Annotated in this window: 18 protein-coding genes and 1 pseudogene; 18 read left to right on the forward strand and 1 reads right to left on the reverse strand. The window is 65.1% G+C overall.

All coding sequences use genetic code 11. The features are described from left to right. The first annotated feature begins 25 nt into the window (after positions 1-25). Genes ACWHVV_RS07010 through cobJ form a run of 12 tightly spaced genes read left to right on the forward strand, consistent with a single transcriptional unit; the run spans position 26 to position 14,550 of the window. Positions 26-871 carry a cobalamin-binding protein gene (locus tag ACWHVV_RS07010; protein ID WP_447928686.1) on the forward strand — a complete coding sequence of 282 codons (846 nt, stop codon included), beginning with the start codon at positions 26-28 and terminating at the stop codon, positions 869-871. Continuing rightward, positions 868-1,845 carry a FecCD family ABC transporter permease gene (locus ACWHVV_RS07015; RefSeq protein WP_447928687.1) on the forward strand — a complete coding sequence of 326 codons (978 nt, stop codon included), beginning with the start codon at positions 868-870 and terminating at the stop codon, positions 1,843-1,845. Before ACWHVV_RS07010 ends, ACWHVV_RS07015 begins: the two co-directional genes overlap by 4 nt. Next, positions 1,842-2,639 (forward strand): ABC transporter ATP-binding protein, encoded by a 798-nt coding sequence (locus ACWHVV_RS07020; protein ID WP_447928688.1) that lies wholly within the window; start codon positions 1,842-1,844, stop codon positions 2,637-2,639. Before ACWHVV_RS07015 ends, ACWHVV_RS07020 begins: the two co-directional genes overlap by 4 nt. Further along, positions 2,636-4,423: an AAA family ATPase gene (locus tag ACWHVV_RS07025; protein WP_447928689.1), complete on the forward strand. Its 1,788-nt coding sequence runs from the start codon at positions 2,636-2,638 to the stop codon at positions 4,421-4,423. The genes ACWHVV_RS07020 and ACWHVV_RS07025 overlap by 4 nt, the downstream gene beginning before the upstream one ends. Further along, positions 4,420-5,013 carry a cob(I)yrinic acid a,c-diamide adenosyltransferase gene (gene cobO / locus ACWHVV_RS07030; protein WP_447928690.1) on the forward strand — a complete coding sequence of 198 codons (594 nt, stop codon included), beginning with the start codon at positions 4,420-4,422 and terminating at the stop codon, positions 5,011-5,013. Before ACWHVV_RS07025 ends, cobO begins: the two co-directional genes overlap by 4 nt. Then, on the forward strand, positions 5,013-6,374 hold the full coding sequence (locus ACWHVV_RS07035) for a cobyrinate a,c-diamide synthase (RefSeq protein ID WP_447928691.1): 1,362 nt from the start codon (positions 5,013-5,015) through the stop codon (positions 6,372-6,374). The genes cobO and ACWHVV_RS07035 overlap by 1 nt, the downstream gene beginning before the upstream one ends. Beyond that, entirely contained in the window at positions 6,361-7,482 is a 1,122-nt protein-coding gene (gene cobW / locus ACWHVV_RS07040; RefSeq protein ID WP_447928692.1) for a cobalamin biosynthesis protein CobW, read from the forward strand. The genes ACWHVV_RS07035 and cobW overlap by 14 nt, the downstream gene beginning before the upstream one ends. Further along, positions 7,482-11,312: a cobaltochelatase subunit CobN gene (gene cobN, locus ACWHVV_RS07045; RefSeq protein WP_447928693.1), complete on the forward strand. Its 3,831-nt coding sequence runs from the start codon at positions 7,482-7,484 to the stop codon at positions 11,310-11,312. Before cobW ends, cobN begins: the two co-directional genes overlap by 1 nt. Then, positions 11,309-12,469, forward strand: a complete 1,161-nt coding sequence (locus ACWHVV_RS07050) for a cobalamin biosynthesis protein CobG (protein WP_447928694.1) — start codon at positions 11,309-11,311, stop codon at positions 12,467-12,469. Before cobN ends, ACWHVV_RS07050 begins: the two co-directional genes overlap by 4 nt. Continuing rightward, positions 12,453-13,082: a precorrin-8X methylmutase gene (locus ACWHVV_RS07055; protein WP_447928695.1), complete on the forward strand. Its 630-nt coding sequence runs from the start codon at positions 12,453-12,455 to the stop codon at positions 13,080-13,082. The genes ACWHVV_RS07050 and ACWHVV_RS07055 overlap by 17 nt, the downstream gene beginning before the upstream one ends. Continuing rightward, on the forward strand, positions 13,079-13,804 hold the full coding sequence (cobI, locus tag ACWHVV_RS07060) for a precorrin-2 C(20)-methyltransferase (RefSeq protein WP_447928696.1): 726 nt from the start codon (positions 13,079-13,081) through the stop codon (positions 13,802-13,804). The genes ACWHVV_RS07055 and cobI overlap by 4 nt, the downstream gene beginning before the upstream one ends. Then, complete coding sequence (gene cobJ / locus ACWHVV_RS07065) at positions 13,801-14,550, forward strand: precorrin-3B C(17)-methyltransferase (protein ID WP_447928697.1); 750 nt, start codon at positions 13,801-13,803, stop codon at positions 14,548-14,550. Before cobI ends, cobJ begins: the two co-directional genes overlap by 4 nt. On the opposite strand, the gene ACWHVV_RS07070 is transcribed toward cobJ, so the two are convergent. Next, a complete protein-coding gene (locus ACWHVV_RS07070) occupies positions 14,526-15,275 on the reverse strand; it encodes a cobalt-precorrin-6A reductase (RefSeq protein ID WP_447928698.1) in 750 nt (249 codons plus the stop codon). The two genes, cobJ and ACWHVV_RS07070, sit on opposite strands and share 25 nt — an antisense overlap. Positions 15,276-15,293: 18 nt before the next feature. Between ACWHVV_RS07070 and cbiE the strand changes: the two genes are divergently transcribed. From cbiE to ACWHVV_RS07100, 6 genes and pseudogenes are all read left to right on the forward strand, one after another. Further along, positions 15,294-16,496, forward strand: coding sequence for a precorrin-6y C5,15-methyltransferase (decarboxylating) subunit CbiE (gene cbiE, locus ACWHVV_RS07075; RefSeq protein ID WP_447928699.1), 1,203 nt, complete (start codon positions 15,294-15,296; stop codon positions 16,494-16,496). After that, the gene (locus tag ACWHVV_RS07080) at positions 16,497-16,901 is read left to right on the forward strand and encodes a cobalamin biosynthesis protein (protein ID WP_447928700.1); all 405 of its coding nucleotides are present in this window, start codon (positions 16,497-16,499) and stop codon (positions 16,899-16,901) included. It begins immediately after the preceding gene. Further along, positions 16,898-17,689, forward strand: a complete 792-nt coding sequence (gene cobM / locus ACWHVV_RS07085; RefSeq protein WP_447928701.1) for a precorrin-4 C(11)-methyltransferase — start codon at positions 16,898-16,900, stop codon at positions 17,687-17,689. The genes ACWHVV_RS07080 and cobM overlap by 4 nt, the downstream gene beginning before the upstream one ends. Further along, the gene (cobF, locus tag ACWHVV_RS07090; protein ID WP_447928702.1) at positions 17,686-18,450 is read left to right on the forward strand and encodes a precorrin-6A synthase (deacetylating); all 765 of its coding nucleotides are present in this window, start codon (positions 17,686-17,688) and stop codon (positions 18,448-18,450) included. The genes cobM and cobF overlap by 4 nt, the downstream gene beginning before the upstream one ends. A gap of 70 nt (positions 18,451-18,520) precedes the next feature. Further along, positions 18,521-18,961 (forward strand): annotated as a pseudogene (locus ACWHVV_RS07095) (YtoQ family protein). 477 nt (positions 18,962-19,438) lie between these two features. Next, positions 19,439-19,882 carry a hypothetical protein gene (locus tag ACWHVV_RS07100; protein WP_447928703.1) on the forward strand — a complete coding sequence of 148 codons (444 nt, stop codon included), beginning with the start codon at positions 19,439-19,441 and terminating at the stop codon, positions 19,880-19,882. The last annotated feature ends 84 nt before the right edge of the window (positions 19,883-19,966 follow it).

A 19,966-nucleotide genomic window follows, 5' to 3' on the forward strand; every position in this document is an offset into this window, starting at 1 on the left:
TCTGGGCCTGGCAGCGGCGCTCTGTATGAGCGCCACCGCCCAAGCCGAGGTGTGCGCCCAGGACGATCTCGACCGTGAGGTGTGTTTGAGCGCCCCGGCCGAGCGCATCGCCGCGCTGTCACCGGGGGCGACGGAGCTCGTTTACGCCGCCGGGGCCGGCGAGCAGGTGGTGGCGGTGGTGTCGTTTAGTGACTACCCGCCCGAGGCGCAACATGTGGCCTCGGTAGGCAGTCACACCCGGCTGGATTTGGAAGCGCTGGTGGCGCTCGAACCGGACCTGGTGATTGGCTGGGTGACCGGCAACCCCGCCGAGCAGCTCGATACGTTAGAGGCGCTGGGTATGGCGGTGTTTTATATCGAGCCGCGCAGCGTGGAAGGGGTTGCCAGCGCCATCGAGCGTCTCGCCGCGCTTTCCGGCACCGACGCCGAGGGCGAGCGAATCGCCCAGGGCTTTCGCGATGAGATGGCGGCGCTGGAAGCGCAGTACGCAAACCAGCGCCCGGTCGATACCTTCTACCAGGTGTGGGACGCGCCGCTGATGAGCGTGAACGACGAGCACCTGATCGGCCAGGTCATTCGCCTGTGCGGCGGGCGCAACGTATTTGGAAGCCAGGGCCGGCTGGTGCCGCGCCTGGACGACGAGGCGGTACTCGCCGCTGACCCGGCGGTGATCGTCGCCGGCGGCATGGGCGAGGAGAACCGCCACTGGCTGACTCACTGGGAGCAGTACCCCAGTCTCGAGGCGGTCGCCCATGACCGGCTCTATTTCGTGCCGCCTTCGCTGATTCAGCGGCCCACGCCGCGCCTGGCTGAAGGCGCGCGTCTTCTGTGTGAGCACCTGGCCACCGCCCGCGCCGAGGGTGCGCCTTGAGCCTACGCTACTTGAACGCCTGGCCCGTCGCACTGGGCGGTTTGGCCGTGCTGGCGTTGGGGCTGGCGCTCGTCAGCGGTAGCGCATCACTAGGAGTGGGCGAGCTTTTAAAAGTGTTCACCGGCGGGGGCGAGGCGCTTTCGCGCACCCTGGTGCTGGATTTACGCCTGCCCCGGGCGTTCTCCGCCTTTGCGGTCGGCGGGCTTTTGGCCGTGGCCGGGGCGTTGATGCAGGTGCTGCTGCGAAACCCCTTGGCGGACCCCTACGTATTGGGGCTTTCCGGCGGGGCGAGCATTGGCGCGCTTGGCGCGATGCTCGTGGGTATCAGCGGCTTGCTGGTCACGGGCTCCGCGTTTGTCGGCGCGCTGGTCTCGACGCTTTTGGTATTTGGCCTGGCCCAGGGGCGCGGCGGCTGGACCCCGGCGCGGCTTTTGCTGACCGGCGTGGTCGTGGCCTCGGGCTGGGGCGCGGTGATTACCCTGATGCTCGCGATGAGCCCCGCCGAGCGCCTGCCCGGCATGCTCTACTGGCTGATGGGCGATCTCGCCTACGCGCGAACGCCCTGGCCGCCGCTTGCGGTGTTGCTGGCTACCTGCGTGCTTTTATGGCCGCTGGGCAGAAGCCTGAACGTGCTGGCCCGCGGCCCGCACCAGGCCGCCGCTTTAGGTGTGGCGGTGCGCCCACTGGAGTGGGGCATTTACGTGCTGGCAAGCCTGCTGACGGCGGTGGCGGTAACCACCGCGGGCAGTATCGGTTTCGTGGGCCTGGTGGTGCCGCACATGCTGCGCCTGGGGCTGGGCAACGACCAGCGCCGGATTCTACCCGCCTGCGCACTGGCCGGCGGCACGCTCTTGGTACTGGCGGATACGCTCGCGCGCACGCTGATCGCCCCGGAGCAGCTGCCTGTTGGTGTGATCACCGCGCTTTTGGGCGTGCCGACCTTTTTGCTGCTGCTCTACCGGAGCCGCCCATGAACACCTTGAGTGCGAAGGGGCTGGTGCTCGAGATTCCGGGCCGGGTAAGCGGCCAGCCCATCGAGGTGAGCGTGGCACCCGGCCAGGTGTGGGGCGTACTCGGGCCTAATGGGGCGGGCAAAACCACGCTCTTGCATACGCTCGCCGGGCTGAACGCGCCGCGGGCGGGTCACGTCGAGCTCGACGGCGCGCCGCTTGGCTCGTTCAAGCGCCGCCATATCGCCAGGCGGCTAGGGCTGGTGTTTCAGGAGCGCATGGATGGCTTTCCCGCCACGGTACAAGAGAGCGTGATGATGGGCCGCCACCCGTACCTGTCGCTTTGGCAGCGCGAGAGCCATGAGGATATCGAGCGCCTGAAGGCGGCGCTGGCCCGTCTCGATTTGAGCGCGCTGGAGAAGCGCCTGATCACCACGCTCTCCGGCGGGGAGCGCCAGCGGGTGGCGCTGGCCACGGTGCTGACCCAAAACCCGGCGGTATGGCTTCTGGACGAGCCCACCAACCACCTGGACCTTCACCACCAGAGCGCGGTCATGGCGCTGTTGACCGAGCAGGCCCAAGCGGGGAAGGCGGTGATGATGTGCCTGCACGACCTCAACCTGGCCACCCGGTGGTGCAGCCATTTACTCCTTTTATACCCGGATGGCGAGGTCAGCGCCGGGCCGCGCAATGAGGTACTCGAGCTCGACGCCCTGGAGCGGCTCTACCGCCAGCGGCTCAGCGTAGCCGAGATCGACGGCGCGCCGGTCTACATGCCGCGGGTGACCCCCACTCAAAATGCCGGGAGGCCCTTGTGACGACGTTTCCCTTTGCCGCCGTCGTGGGTCATGAAGCGCTCAAGACCGCGCTGATCCTCAATACTATCAACCCACGCATTGGCGGGGTGCTGATCAGCGGCCCGCGGGGCAGCGCCAAATCGACCCTGGCCCGGGCGCTGGCCGCGCTGCTGCCCAAAAGCGCCGCCGGTGAAGCGGCGTTCGTCACACTCCCCCTGGGCGCCAGCGAAGAGCGCCTGACCGGAAGCCTGGACGTCAACCGCGTACTGGCGGACGGCCAGGTCCACTTTCAGGAAGGGCTTTTGGCCCGCGCCCACGGCGGCATTTTATACGTCGATGAGGTCAATTTATTGGCGGATACCCTGGTCGATCTGCTGCTCGATGTCGCCGCCAGCGGCACCAACGTCGTCGAGCGCGACGGCGTGAGTCATTCGCATGCGGCGCGCTTTAGCCTGATTGGCACCATGAACCCGGAGGAGGGCGAGCTCAGGCCACAGTTGCTGGACCGCTTTGGCCTGAGCGTGGTGCAGCCAAGCGAGACGAGCGTTGCCGAGCGCATCGCCATCGTGCGCCAGCGCGAAGCGTTTGACCGTGACCCTGAAGGTTTTGCCGAGCGCTTTTTACAAGAGCAGCGTGAACTTTGCGAGCGCGTGGCCCGCGCCCAGCAAAGGCTTGATAGCGTCATCACACCGGACGCCGCCTATGAACAGATTGCCAAACGCTGCGCGGCGGCGGGGGTCGAGGGGCTGCGCGCCGATGTTACCTGGCACCGCGCCGCCCAGGCCCACGCCGCCTGGCGCGAGGCAGCCGAGGTCGAACAAAGGGATATCGACGCCGTCGCCGCCTGGGTGCTCGACCACCGGCGCACCGTCCCGGAGGACGAAAGCCCAAATTCAAACGACGACGGCGAAAGCGGCGGCTCGGGGAACCAGCCGAACAGCCGCTCTGGCAGCACGCCGCCAACGAGCAGCCGCGGCGAGGCGGCGGGCGCAGGTGCGGGCCAGGGCGGTAGCGATAATGCGGGCTCAGACGATTCAGGCCAGTGGGGCGCCATGGCGCCGGTCAAACAGCAAACCGCGGCGAATGAGGCGGGCCCAATGATACCGGAAGCGCCCTTACGCGCCCCGGTAAACCGCGCCTTGAACGACCCGATGGACGGCGGCGCGCGCAAGGGCTGCCAATGGGGCCGCGGCGCGTTCAAGCGCGCCCCGGCGGCCACACCGCGGCTCGACCCGTTCGCGACCATCGTCGCCAACCGCGGCGCGCGCCCCTGGCAAACCCTTTGCTACCGCCCGGCGCGGGCAGGCCAGCCGCGCCTTCACCTGGTGCTGCTGGATACCTCGGGCTCGACGCTGTCTTCAACCCTAGGCGGGCGGCTTTTAAGCCGCGCCAAGGGCTTTGTCGAGGCGCTAACCCGCCAGGCGTATCGGGGCCGCGAGCAGCTGGCCGTATTCGGCTTTGGCAACGACACCATCACACCGCTACTTGCCCGCCAGCGCGCGCCCAAAAGCCTTTTGGTGAAACTCGACGACGCCACGAGCGGCGGCGGCACCCCGCTTCGCCGGGCGGTGGAGCAGGCCGGGCGCCTGGTGCGCCAGTGGCAGCGCCGCGAGCCCGGCCTGCACGTTTTGACCTACCTGATTACCGATGGCCGCACCCGCGACTCCCTGGCGGGGTTAAAGCCACTGGGCGACTGCCTGGTGCTGGACACCGAACAAGCCAGGGTCAAGCGCGGCCAGGGCGAGCGGCTCGCCCGCGAGCTGGGCGCGCGCTATCAACCCCTCCCTTTTCAGGAGACCCCATGAGCATCGAGCGCCACCAAAACCGCATGCAGCGCAAAAAGGAAGTGGTCGACGAGCGCATTAGCCAGGCCACCGAAGAGCGCGGCGTGCTGATCCTTTTAAAGGGCAACGGCAAGGGCAAGAGTAGCTCCGCTTTGGGCACACTTGCCCGCTCGCTTGGCCACGGCCGGCAAGGCGCGGTGATCCAGTTCATCAAGGGGCGCCGGGAAACCGGCGAGTACCTGTTTTTTCGCGACCACCCGCGTCTTGAATGGCACATCATGGGCCAGGGCTTTACCTGGGAGACCCAGGATCGCGCGCGCGATGTAAAAGCCGCCCAGGCCGCCTGGCACGTCGCGAAGGAGCTTTTGGAGAATCCGGACGTCGATATCATCGTGCTCGATGAAATGAGCTACATGTTCAAGTACGGCTACCTGGACGTGGCGCCGGTGGTCGAGGCGTTACAAAGCCGCCCGGCGCACCAGAACGTGATCATCACCGGGCGCACCATGGCCACGCCGCTACAGGATATCGCCGATACTATCAGTGTTGTTGCCGACGAGCGCCACGCCTTCCGCGCCGGTGTGAAGGCCCAAAAGGGGATCGAATACTGATGCGTACCGCTCGTTGCCCCGCGCTCTTTATCGCCGCACCGTCATCCGGGCAGGGCAAAACCACCGTGACCGCCGCACTTGCCCGTCTTGTACGCAACCAGGGCAAGGTGGTGCGGGTGTTCAAAACCGGCCCGGATTATCTTGACCCGCAGATTCTCGCCCAGGCCAGCGGGGCGCCGGTGGACCAGCTCGATTTATGGATGGCCGGCGTTTCTTATTGTCGCCAGCGCTTTTATGAAGCCGCGGTCGATGCGGACTTGATCCTCGTCGAAGGCGCCATGGGCCTTTTTGACGGCGAACCTTCAAGCGCTGACTTGGCCGCGCTTTTCAATATTCCGCTGGCCGTGGTGATGGACGTCAAGGGTATGGCGCAAACCGCCGCCGCGGTGATGGCGGGGCTGGCGGGCTTTCGCGACGACATCAACATCGCCGGGCTGATCGCCAATAGCTGCGCCACTGCCCGCCACCGCGAACTCATCGAAGGCGCGCTTCCTGCGCACATTCCGCTGCTGGCCAACATCGCCCGCGACCCGGCGCTCTCGCTTCCCGAGCGCCACCTGGGGCTGGTGCAGGCGGATGAGATCCGCGATGAGCTCGAGGCGCGTTTCGAGGCCGGCGCTGCGGCGATGGAAGCCGCCGGGTTTTTGGAGGCGCTAAGCGCCCTTGCACCGGTCAGCTTCGCAGCGCCCCAGGACGCACCGCCTACGCTTGCCCCGGCACTTGCCGGCCGCACCATAGGCGTCGCCCGGGACGCCGCGTTCAGCTTTATCTACCAGGCGAACCTGGACGTTTTAACGCAGATGGGCGCGACGCTGCGCTTTTTCTCGCCCATGGCTGATCAAGCGCTACCGGCGTGCGACGCTTTATGGCTGCCCGGCGGCTACCCGGAGCTTCACGCCGCCGCGCTTGCGGACAACCACGCCATGAAAGCGGCGATTCACGGGTTTTTCGAATCAGATAAGCCGATTCTTGCCGAGTGCGGGGGGCTTTTATATAGCCTCGAAACGTTGACCGACTACGACGAGGAGCGCCACAGCCTGCTTGGGTTGCTACCTGGCCACGGGGCAATGCGCGGGCGGCGCGGCTGCCAGGGGATGCAAACCGCGGCCCTGCCGGAAGGCGACATTCGCGGCCACGCCCACCACCGCTCCATGGCCGAAGGCACCCCAAAACCGGTGGCTTATGGGCGCCGCCAGCGCCACCCGGCCCCCGGCGAGGCGATTTACCGCGCACGCCGCCTGACGGCGACCTACCTGCACCTGTTTTTCCCGAACAACCCCGAGGCCGTGGCCGCGCTTTTTTCCGCGCGCCTTACGGCCAGTGAACCGCTATCCCGCGAGGCCTTGAATGCCAACTCCTAACGTACAGCTGAGCAAAATCCCCGCCACCGTCGTCACCGGCTTTCTGGGCAGCGGCAAGACCACGCTTTTGGCAAGCATCCTGCGCCGCATGACCGGCAAGCGCATCGCCGTGATCGTCAATGAGTTCGGTGAGCAGGATATCGACTCCGACCTTCTGCGCAGCTGCGCGCTCGACTGCGAACCCGGAGCCGAAGGCGCAGCACTTGAGGGTGATGACGACGGTATTTACGAGCTTGCCAACGGCTGCATCTGCTGCACCGTGGAGGAAGAGTTTCTGCCGGTGATGAAAAAGCTCGTCGAGCGGCGCGACCGGATCGACCATATCCTGATCGAAACCAGCGGTTTAGCGCTGCCCAAACCCCTGGTGCAGGCGTTCAACTGGCCGGAAGTGCGCCAGCACTGCACCGTGGATGCGATCATTACCGTACTCGATGGGCCCGCCGTCGCCGCCGGGCGCTTCGCCCACGACGAAGCGCGCGTGGCCGCCCAGCGCCTCGCGGACGAGAGCCTCGACCACGACCCCAGCCTTCAAGAGCTTTTGGATGATCAGCTAAGCGCCGCGGATCTCGTACTGGTGAGCAAAACCGATCTTCTAAGCGAAGACGAAAAATTGCGCGTCGAAGCGCTGATCGCCGCCAAGGTCCCCCAGTCGGTCAAGACGCTGTTCATCGACCCCACGCTTGCCGACAACGTCGCGCAGCTGGAGGCGCTGATGGGCATCGGTGCGGCAAGCGAGGAGGGGATCGATGCGATCACCAACCACCACGACAAGCACCACGCCGAGGGCGCCCACCACGACCATGCCCACGATCATTTCGACTCCTGTGTTATTAACCTGGGCGAAGTCGACGCCACCGCCCTGGACGCGGCGCTCCAAACCCTTCTGAACACCCAGCAAATTTACCGCGCCAAGGGCTTTGCCGCGGTGCCGGGCAAGCCGATGCGCCGCGTGGTGCAGGCGGTGGGCAAGCGCCTGGACGGCTATTTCGACCGCCTGTGGGCGCAAGACGAGCCGCGCCAGACCCAGCTGGTGTTCATCGGCCACGACCTTGACCGCGCCGCGATCGAAAAGGCCCTGGCCGATAGCGAGATGACGACCAGCGCCTGATGCATCTATTTGCCGCCAAGCCCGGGGGCTTTGTCGACGATGAAGGCATCGTCGATTTACAGCAAAGCCCTTCTGAGGTCGTGATTCTCTCCGCCGCCGATAGCAACCTTTCGGCGCTGGCTCAGGCCGCTGATCGGTTGGGTGAGGCCTACCCGAGCCTGCGCCTGGCCAACTGGATGAACCTGGCCAAGCCCGCGGCGTTTGACCTTTACGAGCACAAGGTGCTGGAGCACGCCAAAGTGGTCGTGGTCTCGCTTTTGGGCGGCAAGGGTTACTGGCAGTACGGCTTCGAGCGTTTGCTTGCCTGGCAGGCCGCGGGTTCTGAGCGAGCGCTCATTGTCGTGCCCGGCTGCGACGCGCCGGACGATGCGCTGCTGCGCGAGTCGAGCGTGGGCTTTGATGACGCCTACCGGGTCTGGCGTTTTCTTCGCGAAGGCGGCGTGGACAACGCCGAGCAGCTTCTACGCTTTATCGCCGCGAACTGTATGCCCCAAAGCCTTGAAGAGGATTTTACCTGGCGGGAGCCGCGGGTCGTTCCGCCGGCGGTGATCTACGCCCCGCAAGGCGCTCAGGCCTCGGGCAGCCTTCACGAGTGGCGCAAAACCCGCGGCGACGGCCCGACCTGCGTGCTGGTGTTTTATAGAAGCCACCTGCAGGGCGGCAATACCGGCGTGGTCGACGGTATGCTTGAAGCCCTTGAAGCCGAGGGGCTTTCGCCGCTGGCGGTGGCGGTGGCGTCTCTCAAGGAACGCGCTTGTATCGAGTTCGTCAATCACCTGATCGAGGCGACCGGCGCGGGGCTTGTGATCAATACCACGAGCTTTTCGGTCAACCGCAACAGCGACGAGGCGGGCGCCGAGTCCGCCACGGTCGCCCCCGACGAGAGCCTGTTTAGCGGCCAGCCCGTCGTGCTGCAAGCGATGCTTGCCAGCAGCACTGTTGAGGACTGGGAGGCATCCAGCGCCGGGCTTCGCGCCCGGGACGTGGCGATGCAGATCGTGCTGCCGGAAATGGACGGCCGGGTGATTACCCGGGCCGTGGGCTTCAAGGCCGAGGCCCATTTCAATGAGCGCTGCCAGCTCTCGATCACCCATCACGCGGTCAATACCGAGCGCGCCGCTTTCGTGGCCCAACTCGCCCGGCGCACCCTGGCGCTTCGCGAAACGCCCAACGCCCAAAAGCGCGTGGCGCTGATCATGGCCAACTATCCCAACCGGGACGGGCGCATCGGCAACGGCGTGGGGCTCGACACCCCGGCCTCGACGCTCAATATTTTGACCGCCCTTCAGCAAGCGGGCTACCCGGTGGCGGGCCTTCCCGAAAGCGGCGACGCATTAATTGGCCTGCTTCAGGGCTCGATCACCAACGACCAGGCAGGGTTTGAGGTGCGCGGCTGCTGGCAGAGCATCGGCGTGGACGCGTACCTGGCCTGGTTCGAGACCCTGCCTGAAAGTCTTCGCGCGGCGGTGACCACGCGCTGGGGCGCCCCACAAGACGACCCCAAGTACCGCCAGGGGCGGCTAATGATTGCCGGCGTGCGCTTGGGTGAAACCTTCGTCGGCATTCAGCCCGAGCGCGACTTCGCGGACGACTTGACCCAGTCCTACCACGATATGGAGCTGGCGCCACCGCACAGCTACCTGGCCTTCTATTTGTGGCTGCGCGAGCACTACGGGGTAGAAGCGGTGGTTCACGTGGGCAAGCACGGAAGCCTTGAGTGGCTGCCGGGCAAGAGCACGGCGTTAAGCGGTGAGTGCTGGCCGGAAATAGCCCTGGGGCCGCTGCCGCACTTTTACCCGTTCATCGTCAACGACCCGGGCGAGGGCGCCCAGGCCAAACGGCGAAGCCAGGCGGTGATTATCGATCACCTGATGCCGCCGCTGGCCCGCGCCGAGCTATACGGCCCCATGGCCGAGCTCGAGGCGCTGACGGACGAGTACTACCAAGCGCTGGACATGGACCCCCGACGCGAGGCGCTGATTCGCAGCCAAATTCTTAAGCACCTGCGCGATTCCGGCATCGACCAGGAGCTCGCCCAAGGTGGTGACTGCGGCGGCGAGTGCGATGCTGAGCTGCTAAGCGAATTGGACACGTTTTTGTGCGATATCAAGGAGAGCCAGATTCGCCACGGCCTGCACGTGCTGGGCACCAACCCGCCGGTGGAAAAACGCGCGGGCACGCTGGTCGCGCTTTTGCGCCTGCCCCGCGGCAACGCCGTGGCCCGGCGCAGCCTGCTGCAGAACCTGGCCGATGATTTAAACCTTGAGATTGACCCGCTGGCCGCCGGCAGCGAAGCCTGGACGGGCCCAACACCTACCGTGCTGAAGGCGCTGCTGGCAAGCCCCTGGCGCAGCGGCGCGGATACCCGCGAGCGCCTGGAGCTTCTGGCCGAGCAGCTGGTTAGCGCCTACGTACTACAAGACGGCTGCCTGGAGGCGCTTTCGCGCGACTACCCGGCCACCGCCGAGCAGCTCGCCTTTGGTCGCACGCTTTGGGCCACGCTCCAGCGCGGCGTGACGATGGAGCTGGGCTCGCTAATCGCGGGCCTGGAAGGGCGCTTCGTGCCCGCCGGGCCGAGCGGCGCGCCAAGCCGCGGGCGCCTCGATACCCTGCCCACCGGGCGCAACTTCTTCAGCGTGGACAACCGCTCGATCCCCTCTCCTGCGGCCTGGCAGTTGGGCGAGAAATCGGCCCAGGCGTTTGTGGAGCGCTACCTGCAGGACCACGGCGACTACCCGCGAAGGCTCGGGCTTTCGATTTGGGGCACCGCCACCATGCGCACCGGCGGCGACGACATCGCCCAGGCCTTTGCGCTGATGGGCGTGCGGCCCAAGTGGTCGCTGGGCTCCCAACGTGTGATCGATTTCGAGGTCATCCCCGCGATGCTTTTGAACCGCCCCCGGGTCGATGTCACGCTGCGGGTTTCCGGTTTTTTCCGCGATGCGTTTCCCAACGTAATTCGCCTGTTCGACGCCGCGGTACAGGCGGTGGCCGACTACAACGAGCCCGGCAACAGCAACACGATTCGCCAGGCCGTGCTCGCCCGCACCGAAGAGCTAAAAGCCCAGGGGCTGGACGAGGAGCAGGCAAGTGAGCAGGCGCGCTATCGCATATTTGGCAGCAAACCCGGTGAGTACGGCGCGGGGCTGAACCGGCTGATCGAAAACCGCAGCTGGGAAAGCGCGGGTGACTTGGCCGAGGCGTACCTGCGTACCGGCGCCTACGCCTACGGGCAGTTCGAAAACGCCGGCACCCCCGCCCGCGCCGCCTTCGAGCAGCAGGTGAAGGGGCTCGATGCGGTGATGCACAACCAGGATAACCGCGAACACGATATTCTCGATTCCAACAGCTACTACGCCTTTCAAGGGGGCCTGGCCAACGCCAGCCGCGCGCTCAGCGGCCAACAACCGGCCATCTACCACGCCGACCACGCCAACCCGGCGATGCCTACCATTCGCACCCTGAAAGAGGAGCTCGCCAAGGTGATTCGCTCCCGGGTGCTGAACCCCAAGTGGATCGAGGCGATGCGCGAACACGGCTACAAGGGCGCGTTTGAAATGGCCGCCACGATCGATTACCTGTTTGCCTATGACGCCACCACGGATTTGATCGCGGACTACCAGTACGCCCAGGTGAGCCAGGCGCTGGTGCTGGATGAAACCAACCAGCAGTTTCTGCGTGAGCATAACCCGGCCGCCCTTGACGAGATGGCCGAACGGCTGATGGAGGCCGTCCAGCGCGGCATGTGGCAGGCGCCCGGCGAGCAGGCTGAAAAACTGGGTGAGCTACTGCTGGAAATGGACGAAGCCAAAGAGCGGGGCGGGCGGTGAGCCGCGTACCGCAAATCAAGGGTTGGTGCCCCGGCGCCTGGCGGCCCATGGCCACCGGCGACGGTCTATTGGTGCGCGTGCGCGCCCCCCAGGGCGAGCTAACCCGGTTTCAAGCGCTGGCGCTTTGCGAGGCCGCTGACCTTTTTGGCAGCGGGCTGATCGAGCTGACCAACCGCGCCAACCTGCAGCTGCGCGGGGTAAGCGAAGCCACCTGGCCGCCGCTGATGGATTTTCTAATCGAGCACGGCCTTGTAAGCCAGAACCCGGACGCGGAGCGCGTACCGCCCATGATGTTGGCCCCCGGCGGTAAAGAAGGTGACGACACTCGCCGCGCGGCGCGCCTTCTAAGCGCCCGGGGCCATGGGTTCCCCGCGCTTCCCGCCAAGGTGGGCATCGCGGTCGACCTGGGGCCCGCGCCGGTACTCCAGGAAAGCCCCGCGGATTTTCGCATCGAGCGAAGCGAGAACGGTGCGCTGCTGGTGCGCTGCGAAGGCCGCGCCAGGGGCACGCTCGCGCCGAGCATCGAGGCTGCCGTGGAACTAGTGATTGAGCTTTCGCACTGGTTCGTGGAAAGCGGCGGGCGTGAGGCCAAACGCATGGCCCGCCACTGCGCGGCGCTGCCGGTGTGGGCGCCCCAAAACGCTTGCCCGGCAGGCGCAGGTGAAAAGCTGCCCCTGGGCGATCACCCTTTGGGCGCCGTGGTGGGCCTCGCCCTTGGCCGGGTGAGCGCCCGGGAGCTTCGCGCGCTGGTCACGCCTTTTACCCAGTGCACCCTGCAGGTCACGCCCTGGCGGCGGCTGCTGATCACCGGCGCGGCGTTTGCGCAGCTGCCCGTATTAGAGAATGTCATTGTCCGCGACGACGACCCGCGCCTTTTAATCGATGCCTGCCCCGGCGCGCCGTACTGCGCCCAGGCAAGCGTCGAAACCCAAGCCTTAGCCTGCCGCCTGACCGGCATTAAAGCAGAAAGCGTGCATATTTCCGGCTGCGCCAAGGGATGCGCGCGCAAGCACCCGGCGGCGGTGTGCCTGGTGGGGCGCGACGGGCGGTTCGATTTAATAACCAACGAGCGCGCCGACGCAGTGCCGGCGGCGTGCGGCCTCGACGAGCCTGACGTATTGAACACTTTGGAGAAGCTGGGTGCCTTACACCTATGAAACCCACGGCCCGGCGATCTACCGGGCGTCGTTTTCGATCATCCGCCGTGAAGCCGAGCTTGACCGCTTCAGCGCGGAGGAAGAGGTCGTCGCCGTGCGCATGATTCACGCCGCGGGCCTGGTCGAACTGGCCGCGCATATCCACTTCCAACCCGGCGCGGTGAACAAGGCGCGCGCCGCGCTGGAGGCCGGCGCGCCGATTCTATGCGACGCGCGCATGGTGTCGGAAGGCATTACCCGCACGCGCCTGCCCGCCAGCAACGAGGTGATCTGCACGCTGCACGATGAGCGCACGCCCAACCTCGCTAAAGAGATGGCCAACACCCGCTCGGCGGCCGCGCTGGAACTCTGGCGCCCACATTTGGAAGGCGCGGTGGTGGCCATCGGTAACGCACCCACGGCGCTGTTTCATCTGCTCAACATGCTGGAAGACCCCAGCTGCCCGCGCCCGGCGGCGGTGATCGGTTGCCCGGTGGGCTTCGTCGGCGCGGCGGAGTCCAAGGAGGCGCTTTGGCAAACCCCTGAGATACCCGGTTGCATCGTGCGCGGGCGCCTGGGTGGTAGCGCGGTCACGGTGGCCGCGATCAACGCCCTGGCGGATCGCATCGAATGACTCAAGGGAGCATCACCGGCGTCGGCCTGGGGCCGGGCTGCCAGGATTTGATGAGCGTGCGCGCCGACCGGCTGATTCGTGGCGCCACCCACATTGCCTACTTCCACAAGAAGGGCAAAAAGGGCCACGCGCGCAGCATCGTTGAGGGGCTGTTGGCAGTTGATGTAGTCGAGCTTGCCATGGAGTACCCGGTCACCACCGAGATCCCCTTCGACGACCCGCGCTACAACGCGCTGCTGGCGACCTTCTACGAGCAAAGCGTGGCCCAGCTGATCGAGATGAGTAACGCCGGTTGCGACGTGGTGGTGCTCTGCGAAGGCGACCCGTTCTTTTACGGCTCGTTCATGCACCTCTACACGCGCCTTTTAAACCGCGTGCCGGTCGATGTGGTGCCGGGTATTACCGGTATGTCCGCCGCCTGGACCGCCACCGGCCAACCCATCACCTGGGGCGACGACGTGCTGACCGTGGCGATGGCCACGCTGCCGGAGGACGCGCTTTCCGAGCGTATCGCGCAAACCGATGCGCTGGTGGTGATGAAAATCGGCCGCCACTTGGCCAAGCTGCGCCGAGCGCTCAAAAGCGCGGGCCGGGATGAGCACGCCTGGCTGATCGAATACGCCGCGATGGAGAACCAGCGCGTGGTGCCTTTAGCAAAGGCCGGGGAGCGCGTGCCGTACTTCTCGATCGTGCTGATTCACGGCAGCGGACGGCGCCCATGAGCGGCTGGGTCAAGATCGTCGGCCTGGGGCCGGGGGCGGAGGCGATGATTACCCCTGAAGTCACCGCCGCCCTTAAAGAGGCCACGGACGTTGTCGGCTACGTGCCCTACGTGAACCGCGTGGCCCCGCGGGCGGGCCTGACCCGCCACGGTTCGGACAACCGCGAGGAGATTCGCCGGGCCGAGGCCGCCCTGCAAATGGCATTGGAAGGGCGGCGCGTGGCGGTGGTCTCATCCGGCGACCCCGGCGTGTTCGCCATGGCCGCGGCGGTGTTCGAGGCGCTGGAGGCCGGCAACCCCGAGTGGCGCGCGCTCGATATTCAGGTGCTGCCGGGTATTTCCGCCATGCTGGCAGCGAGTGCCCGCGCCGGGGCGCCGCTGGGCCACGATTTCTGCTGCATCAATTTATCCGACAATTTAAAGCCCTGGGCGCTGATCGAAAAACGCCTGCGCCTGGCAGCCCAGGCGGACTTCGCCATGGCGTTTTATAACCCGCGCTCGAAATCGCGCCCCGTCGGGTTCGAGCGCACCCTCAACGTATTGAGTGAAGAGTGCGAGCCCGAGAGGCTGATCATCTTCGCCCGGGCCGTTTCCACGCCCGAGGAGTCGATTCGCGTGGTTACACTTGCGGATGCCACCCCGGAGATGGCGGATATGCGCACCCTGGTGATCGTTGGCTCCAGGCAAACGCGCTTGATCGAGCGAGATGGCGCACCGCTGGTTTATACGCCGCGATCAATAGATTGAGCGAGCCAGGCCAGCACGTCGTCCACCGCGTGCGCCTCTAAACGTGGCGGCCGGTGAGGGCGCTCGATCAAGGTAACGGGCAGCTGCCGCTGGCGGGCGGCGGCGAGCTTGGCCGCCGCCCCGGTGCCGCCGGCGTTTTTACACACGATGCGCTCTATTCGATGATGCTCAAGCAGCGCCAGATCGCCTTCCAAAGTGAACGGGCCGCGGTCGACCAACACGGTGTGGTGGGCAAGCGGCGGTGGGCATTCGGGTTCATCGACCATGCGTAGCACGTAGTGATGCTGGGGCTGGGCGCTGAAGGCCGCCAGGTGCTGGCGGCCAATGGCCAGCAGCACGCGCTGGGGCGGCCCTTCAAGGGCGCTTACGGCGGCGCCAAGGCTTGCCACACGCTGCCAGTCGTCGCCTTCGACCTCTTGCCAGGCGGGGCGGGTCAGGGCGATGAGCGGCGTATCGCAGAGCTTGGCGGCCTCAACGGCGTGGTGACTCATCTGCGCGGCGAACGGGTGGGTGGCATCCACCAGGTGGGTAATGCCTTCGCGTTGGATAAACGCGCAAAGCCCCGCCACGCCGCCAAAGCCGCCCACGCGGGTGGGCAGCGGCTGGGGTTTGGGGTGCTTGACCCGCCCGGCGTAGCTGAAAAGGGCGCGGATGCCCCGCGTGGCCATGGCACGGGCCAGGGCGCTGGCCTCGCCAGTGCCCCCCAGAATCAAAACCTTATTCATGATGTCAGGACGGTGTTCATGGCAGTAACTCAAAGCGCTTGGCTCACCCTTATCGGCTGGGGCGAGAGTGGCACAGCGGGGCTCACCGCGGCAAGCCGGGCAAAGCTTGACGCCGCCGAGGTGGTGTTTGGCGCGCGCCGTCACCTGCGCGTGCTACCGCCGCTCGATGGTGAAGTGCGCGAGTGGCCGGTGCCGTTTGCTGATGGCGTTCCGGTGCTTCTGGCCGAGCGCGGCCGCCGGGTGGTCATGCTGGTCTCCAACGACCCGTTCTGGTTTGGCGCGGGCACTTCGCTTGCCCGCCACCTGGCACCCAACGAGTGGCAGGCACTGCCCGCACCCTCGACCTTCAGCCTGGCCGCGGCGCGCCTTGGCTGGGGCCTCGAGCGCTGCACCTGCCTGGGCCTGCATGCCACGCCGCTCACTCGCATTCGCCGTCACCTTCAGCCCGGCCAGCGCCTTATCGTGCTGTTACGTGACGCCGCCGCGGTTGCCGAGCTTGCCGCGCTGATAACACGCTTTGGCTTTGCGGATTCACGGCTTACCGTGCTGGAAGCGCTGGGTGGTGATGCCGAGCGCGTTCGCGTAATTGATGTAAGCAGCGTACCGGGCGATATCGCCCACCCCGTGGCGGTCGCGCTTGAGGTCGCGGGGCCGGGCCCGGCGCTGCCGCTCACGCCCGGTTTGGCAGACACCTTTTTCGAGCACGACGGCCAGATCACCAAGCAGGCGGCGCGCGCGCTCACGCTGGCCGCGCTGGCGCCGTGCCCGGGTGAGCGGCTGTGGGATATCGGCGCCGGTTCCGGGTCGATTGCCATCGAGTGGCTGCTGGCGCACCCGGAGAACCAGGCCGTTGGCTTCGAGCAGCACCCAGCGCGCGCCGCGCGAGCGCGCCGGAACGCCGAGAATCTGGGCGTCGACTGGCTGGAAGTGAAAGAGGGCAAAGCGCCCGAGGTAATGAACCAGGCGCCGCCGCCCGACGCAGTGTTCATCGGCGGCGGGCTGACCCAGGCACTGCTGGAGGCGCTTTGGGAGCGGTTGCCGCAAGGTGCCCGCGTGGTGGCCAACGCCGTAACGCTGGAGTCAGAGGCGCTGCTGGCCCACTGGCAAGCGCTGGCGGGGGGCGAGCTAATGCGCATCGAGCTTTCACGTGCCGCGCCCATTGGCAGCCGCCGAGGCTGGAAGGCGAGCTACCCGCTCGTTCAGTGGCGAGTGGTGCGTTAGGTGGCGGGCCAACACGCGCCGCGCGTGGCGGGTTTTGGCTTTCAAAGCGCGGCCACACTCGTTTCGCTTGGCCAGGCGCTGGACCAACTCATCGAGCGCTTCGGCCCGGTGCAGGCTCTGGCCGCCACACAGAGCAAGCAGGCGCTGGTGCAGGCGCTTGGCCGCGAGCGTCTGCTTTTGGTACACGTCGTGGCCGACGCTGAGCTGCCAGATGCCGCCACGCTCACCCAATCCGCGCGCAGCTTACAGGCCTGGGGCACGGGCAGCGTAGCCGAAGCCGTGGCGCTACTCGCCGCCGGGCCCGGCGCGTGCCTTTTAAGCCCAAGGCTTGTCTCAGACGACAGACGGGCCACCGCCGCACTCGCGCAAGCGGTGGTTCTACAACGCCCAGGAGTTACCCCATGACTGTTCATTTCATTGGCGCGGGCCCCGGCGCGCCGGATCTACTCACGCTGCGCGGGCGCGATTTGATCGCCGCCTGCCCGGTGTGCCTGTATGCGGGTTCACTGGTGCCCGACGAAATTCTCGCCCACTGCCCACCGGGCGCGCGCATCGTCAACACCGCGCCGCTCTCGCTTGACGACATCTTGGCCGAGATCCAGCGCGCCCAAGCGCAGGGCCAGGACGTTGCCCGGCTGCACTCGGGGGATCTCTCGGTGTGGTCGGCGCTTGGCGAGCAGCTGCGCCGCCTGCGCGCGCTGGATATACCCTATAGCGTAACCCCCGGCGTTCCCGCGTTCGCCGCCGCCGCCGCAACCCTGGGCCAGGAGCTCACGCTGCCCGGCGTGGCGCAGTCTGTGGTGCTGACCCGCACGCCGGGCCGGGCAAGCGCCATGCCGGAAGGTGAAACCCTTAAAAACTTTGCCTGCAGCGGCGCGACGCTGGCCATTCACCTCTCCGTGCATAACCTGACCGAGGTAGTCGCGCAGCTGACGCCGTATTACGGCCCTGAGTGCCCGGTGGCCATCGTTTGGCGGGCCAGCTGGCCGGACGAGCGCGTACTGCGCGGGCGCCTTGCCAACATTGAGGCACAGATGGGCGACGCCCTGCAGCGCACCGCGCTGATTCTGGTGGGCCCGGTGCTTGAAAGCGCCGACTTTCAGGAGAGCAGCCTCTACGCCGTTGGCTACGACCGCCGCTTTCGCCCGCAGTCCGCGGATTCGCCGTTTGCAAGCGGCGAGGGCGAATCGTGATCTCGCTCTCGCTGATCGGCATAGGCACCGGCAACCCAGATCACGTGACCCTGGCCGCCGTGCGCGCCCTGAACGCGGCAGATGCGGTGTTTCTCCCCCGCAAGGGTGACGCCAAGGCGGACTTGATCGACCTGCGCCGCCTGCTCTGCGACGAGCTGCTGGAAAGCGGTAGCGCAACCAACATCATCGAGTTCGACCTGCCCACCCGCGACGGCCAGGCACCGTACCTGGGCGCAGTGAACGACTGGCATGCCGCGATTGCCGCCGCATGGGCAAAGCTTTTAGACGAGCACCTGCCAAACGGCGGCCAAGCCGCCATGCTGGTATGGGGCGACCCCTCGCTTTATGACAGCAGCCTGCGCATCGCCAAGCGCTTGCAGGACGGCGGGCGCGAGGTAAACGTAAGCGTGATACCCGGCATTACGAGCCTTCAGGTACTCACCGCCGAGCATAAAATCCCGCTCAACGCCCTGGCCGCTTCCATCCACATCACCACCGGCCGCCGCCTGCGCGACCACGGCTGGCCCGAAGGCGCGGCCACGGTCGCCGTCATGCTCGACAGCGGCGGGGCGTTTACGGCGATAGACCAGCAAGATACTTACATATGGTGGGGCGCGTATCTTGGGATGGAGAAGCAGTGCCTGATAGAAGGGCGCCTTTTAGAGGTAAGCGAACAAATCATCGAACGCCGCGCCGAGCTTCGTGCAATTCACGGTTGGATCATGGATTGCTACTTGCTAGCCCGAGAGCCGCTTTTATAAGCCGGTAGGAATATGGAAGGTTTTTCCATAAAATAACCCGACATATACCTACCCAATGAAGGAGAACGCCATGAGCTTCTACGTCTACCTGTCCGGCGAGATCCATACCGACTGGCGCGACGAGATCCAGCGCGGCGCCGAGGCCGCTGGCTTGGACATCGTCTTCACCGCCCCGGTCACCGACCACGACGCATCTGACGCCGCCGGCGACCACCTGGGCAAGCCCGAAAGCGGCTTCTAGCGCGACCACCAGTCTTCCAAAGTCAACGCCATCCGCACCCGCACAATGATCGAGCAAGCGGACCTCGTCGTCGTGCGCTTCGGCGACAAGTACAAGCAATGGAACGCCGCGTTCGATGCGGGCTACTGCTCAGCACTCGCCAAGCCCTACATCACCCTGCACGGTGAAGACATCATCCACCCGCTGAAAGAAGTGGATGCCGGGGCACAGGCTTGGTGTATGACCACTGAGCAGGTCGTGGAAACCCTCAAGTACGTTCTCAAAGCGTAATCAAGCCCCAAAACACCTGCAGGCCCACCGAGCAGGTGCCAAAACTTTCAACGAGCCACAGCAGTTGGAAGCATTGGTAGGAGCACGCTTCAGCGCGCGAAGGGCAGCGCCAGCTGCCCCAATACCGCCACAGTCCTCACTTACCGTCATAAAATTGGCTTAAGCTCATTCCCTGTCATCCCCCCCAAAGCATCATCTATTAGCATTTCATGCAGGCCTACGACCTATTGCTGACCGATGTCACTAAATTACCACGTGACCTAAGATAAATTTGTGAATAGAGTATGATTGAAACGGGCAAAACGAGCGGGCACGCGAATAATGAATATGCGGCCTAAGATTTTTGAGAAAATATATAAAACAGCCGGTTACAATTATTTTTTTCGACTATATAACATCAATGAATGTGCTGGCGCGTTTATTGGTGTTATGCAGCCGGCTATATAATCACTGTTAAGCCACACCAGAATCGAAGCTATGAATAAAATCGAATTACAGCAAAAAACTAAAGCTAAAAGCGGAAAAGTTGAGGCGTACTGGTTCGAGAACGAAAGTATCGGACTACAGAAAACGCTATTTCATCATATAACCATACCTCTTGAGCCTTTTGATTCAGGTCTCGAGTATGAAGAGCAACCATTATCAACCGAAATAGTCTTAAACTGGTACGAGTTAAACTTAGAAAATCCAGCAGAACTGGATGGCGCTAATTTATCACATGAGTCATATCCAGAAGCCGAAGGTTCGGTTTATGTCGGTTGTGCTCATAATTGGTGTGATGTAAAAGAGTTAATATTTTCTAAAGCTGATAATGGACGCTATGAAATACAGGGTTCCGTTGTCGTTGAATTTGAAAATGAAGGTGTGGCCCCAAATGAGGCATTTACTTTCGAAACAACAGTCGAGGTAGTCACGGCTTAACAAGTGGCTGCTGTCGGACTGCCAAAAGCGTCACTCCTTTTGCTGACGCAAAAGCAGCGCCACTTTTGTCAGCCGCAGAGCCGG

This window comes from Vreelandella sp. EE27, from assembly GCF_968206495.1.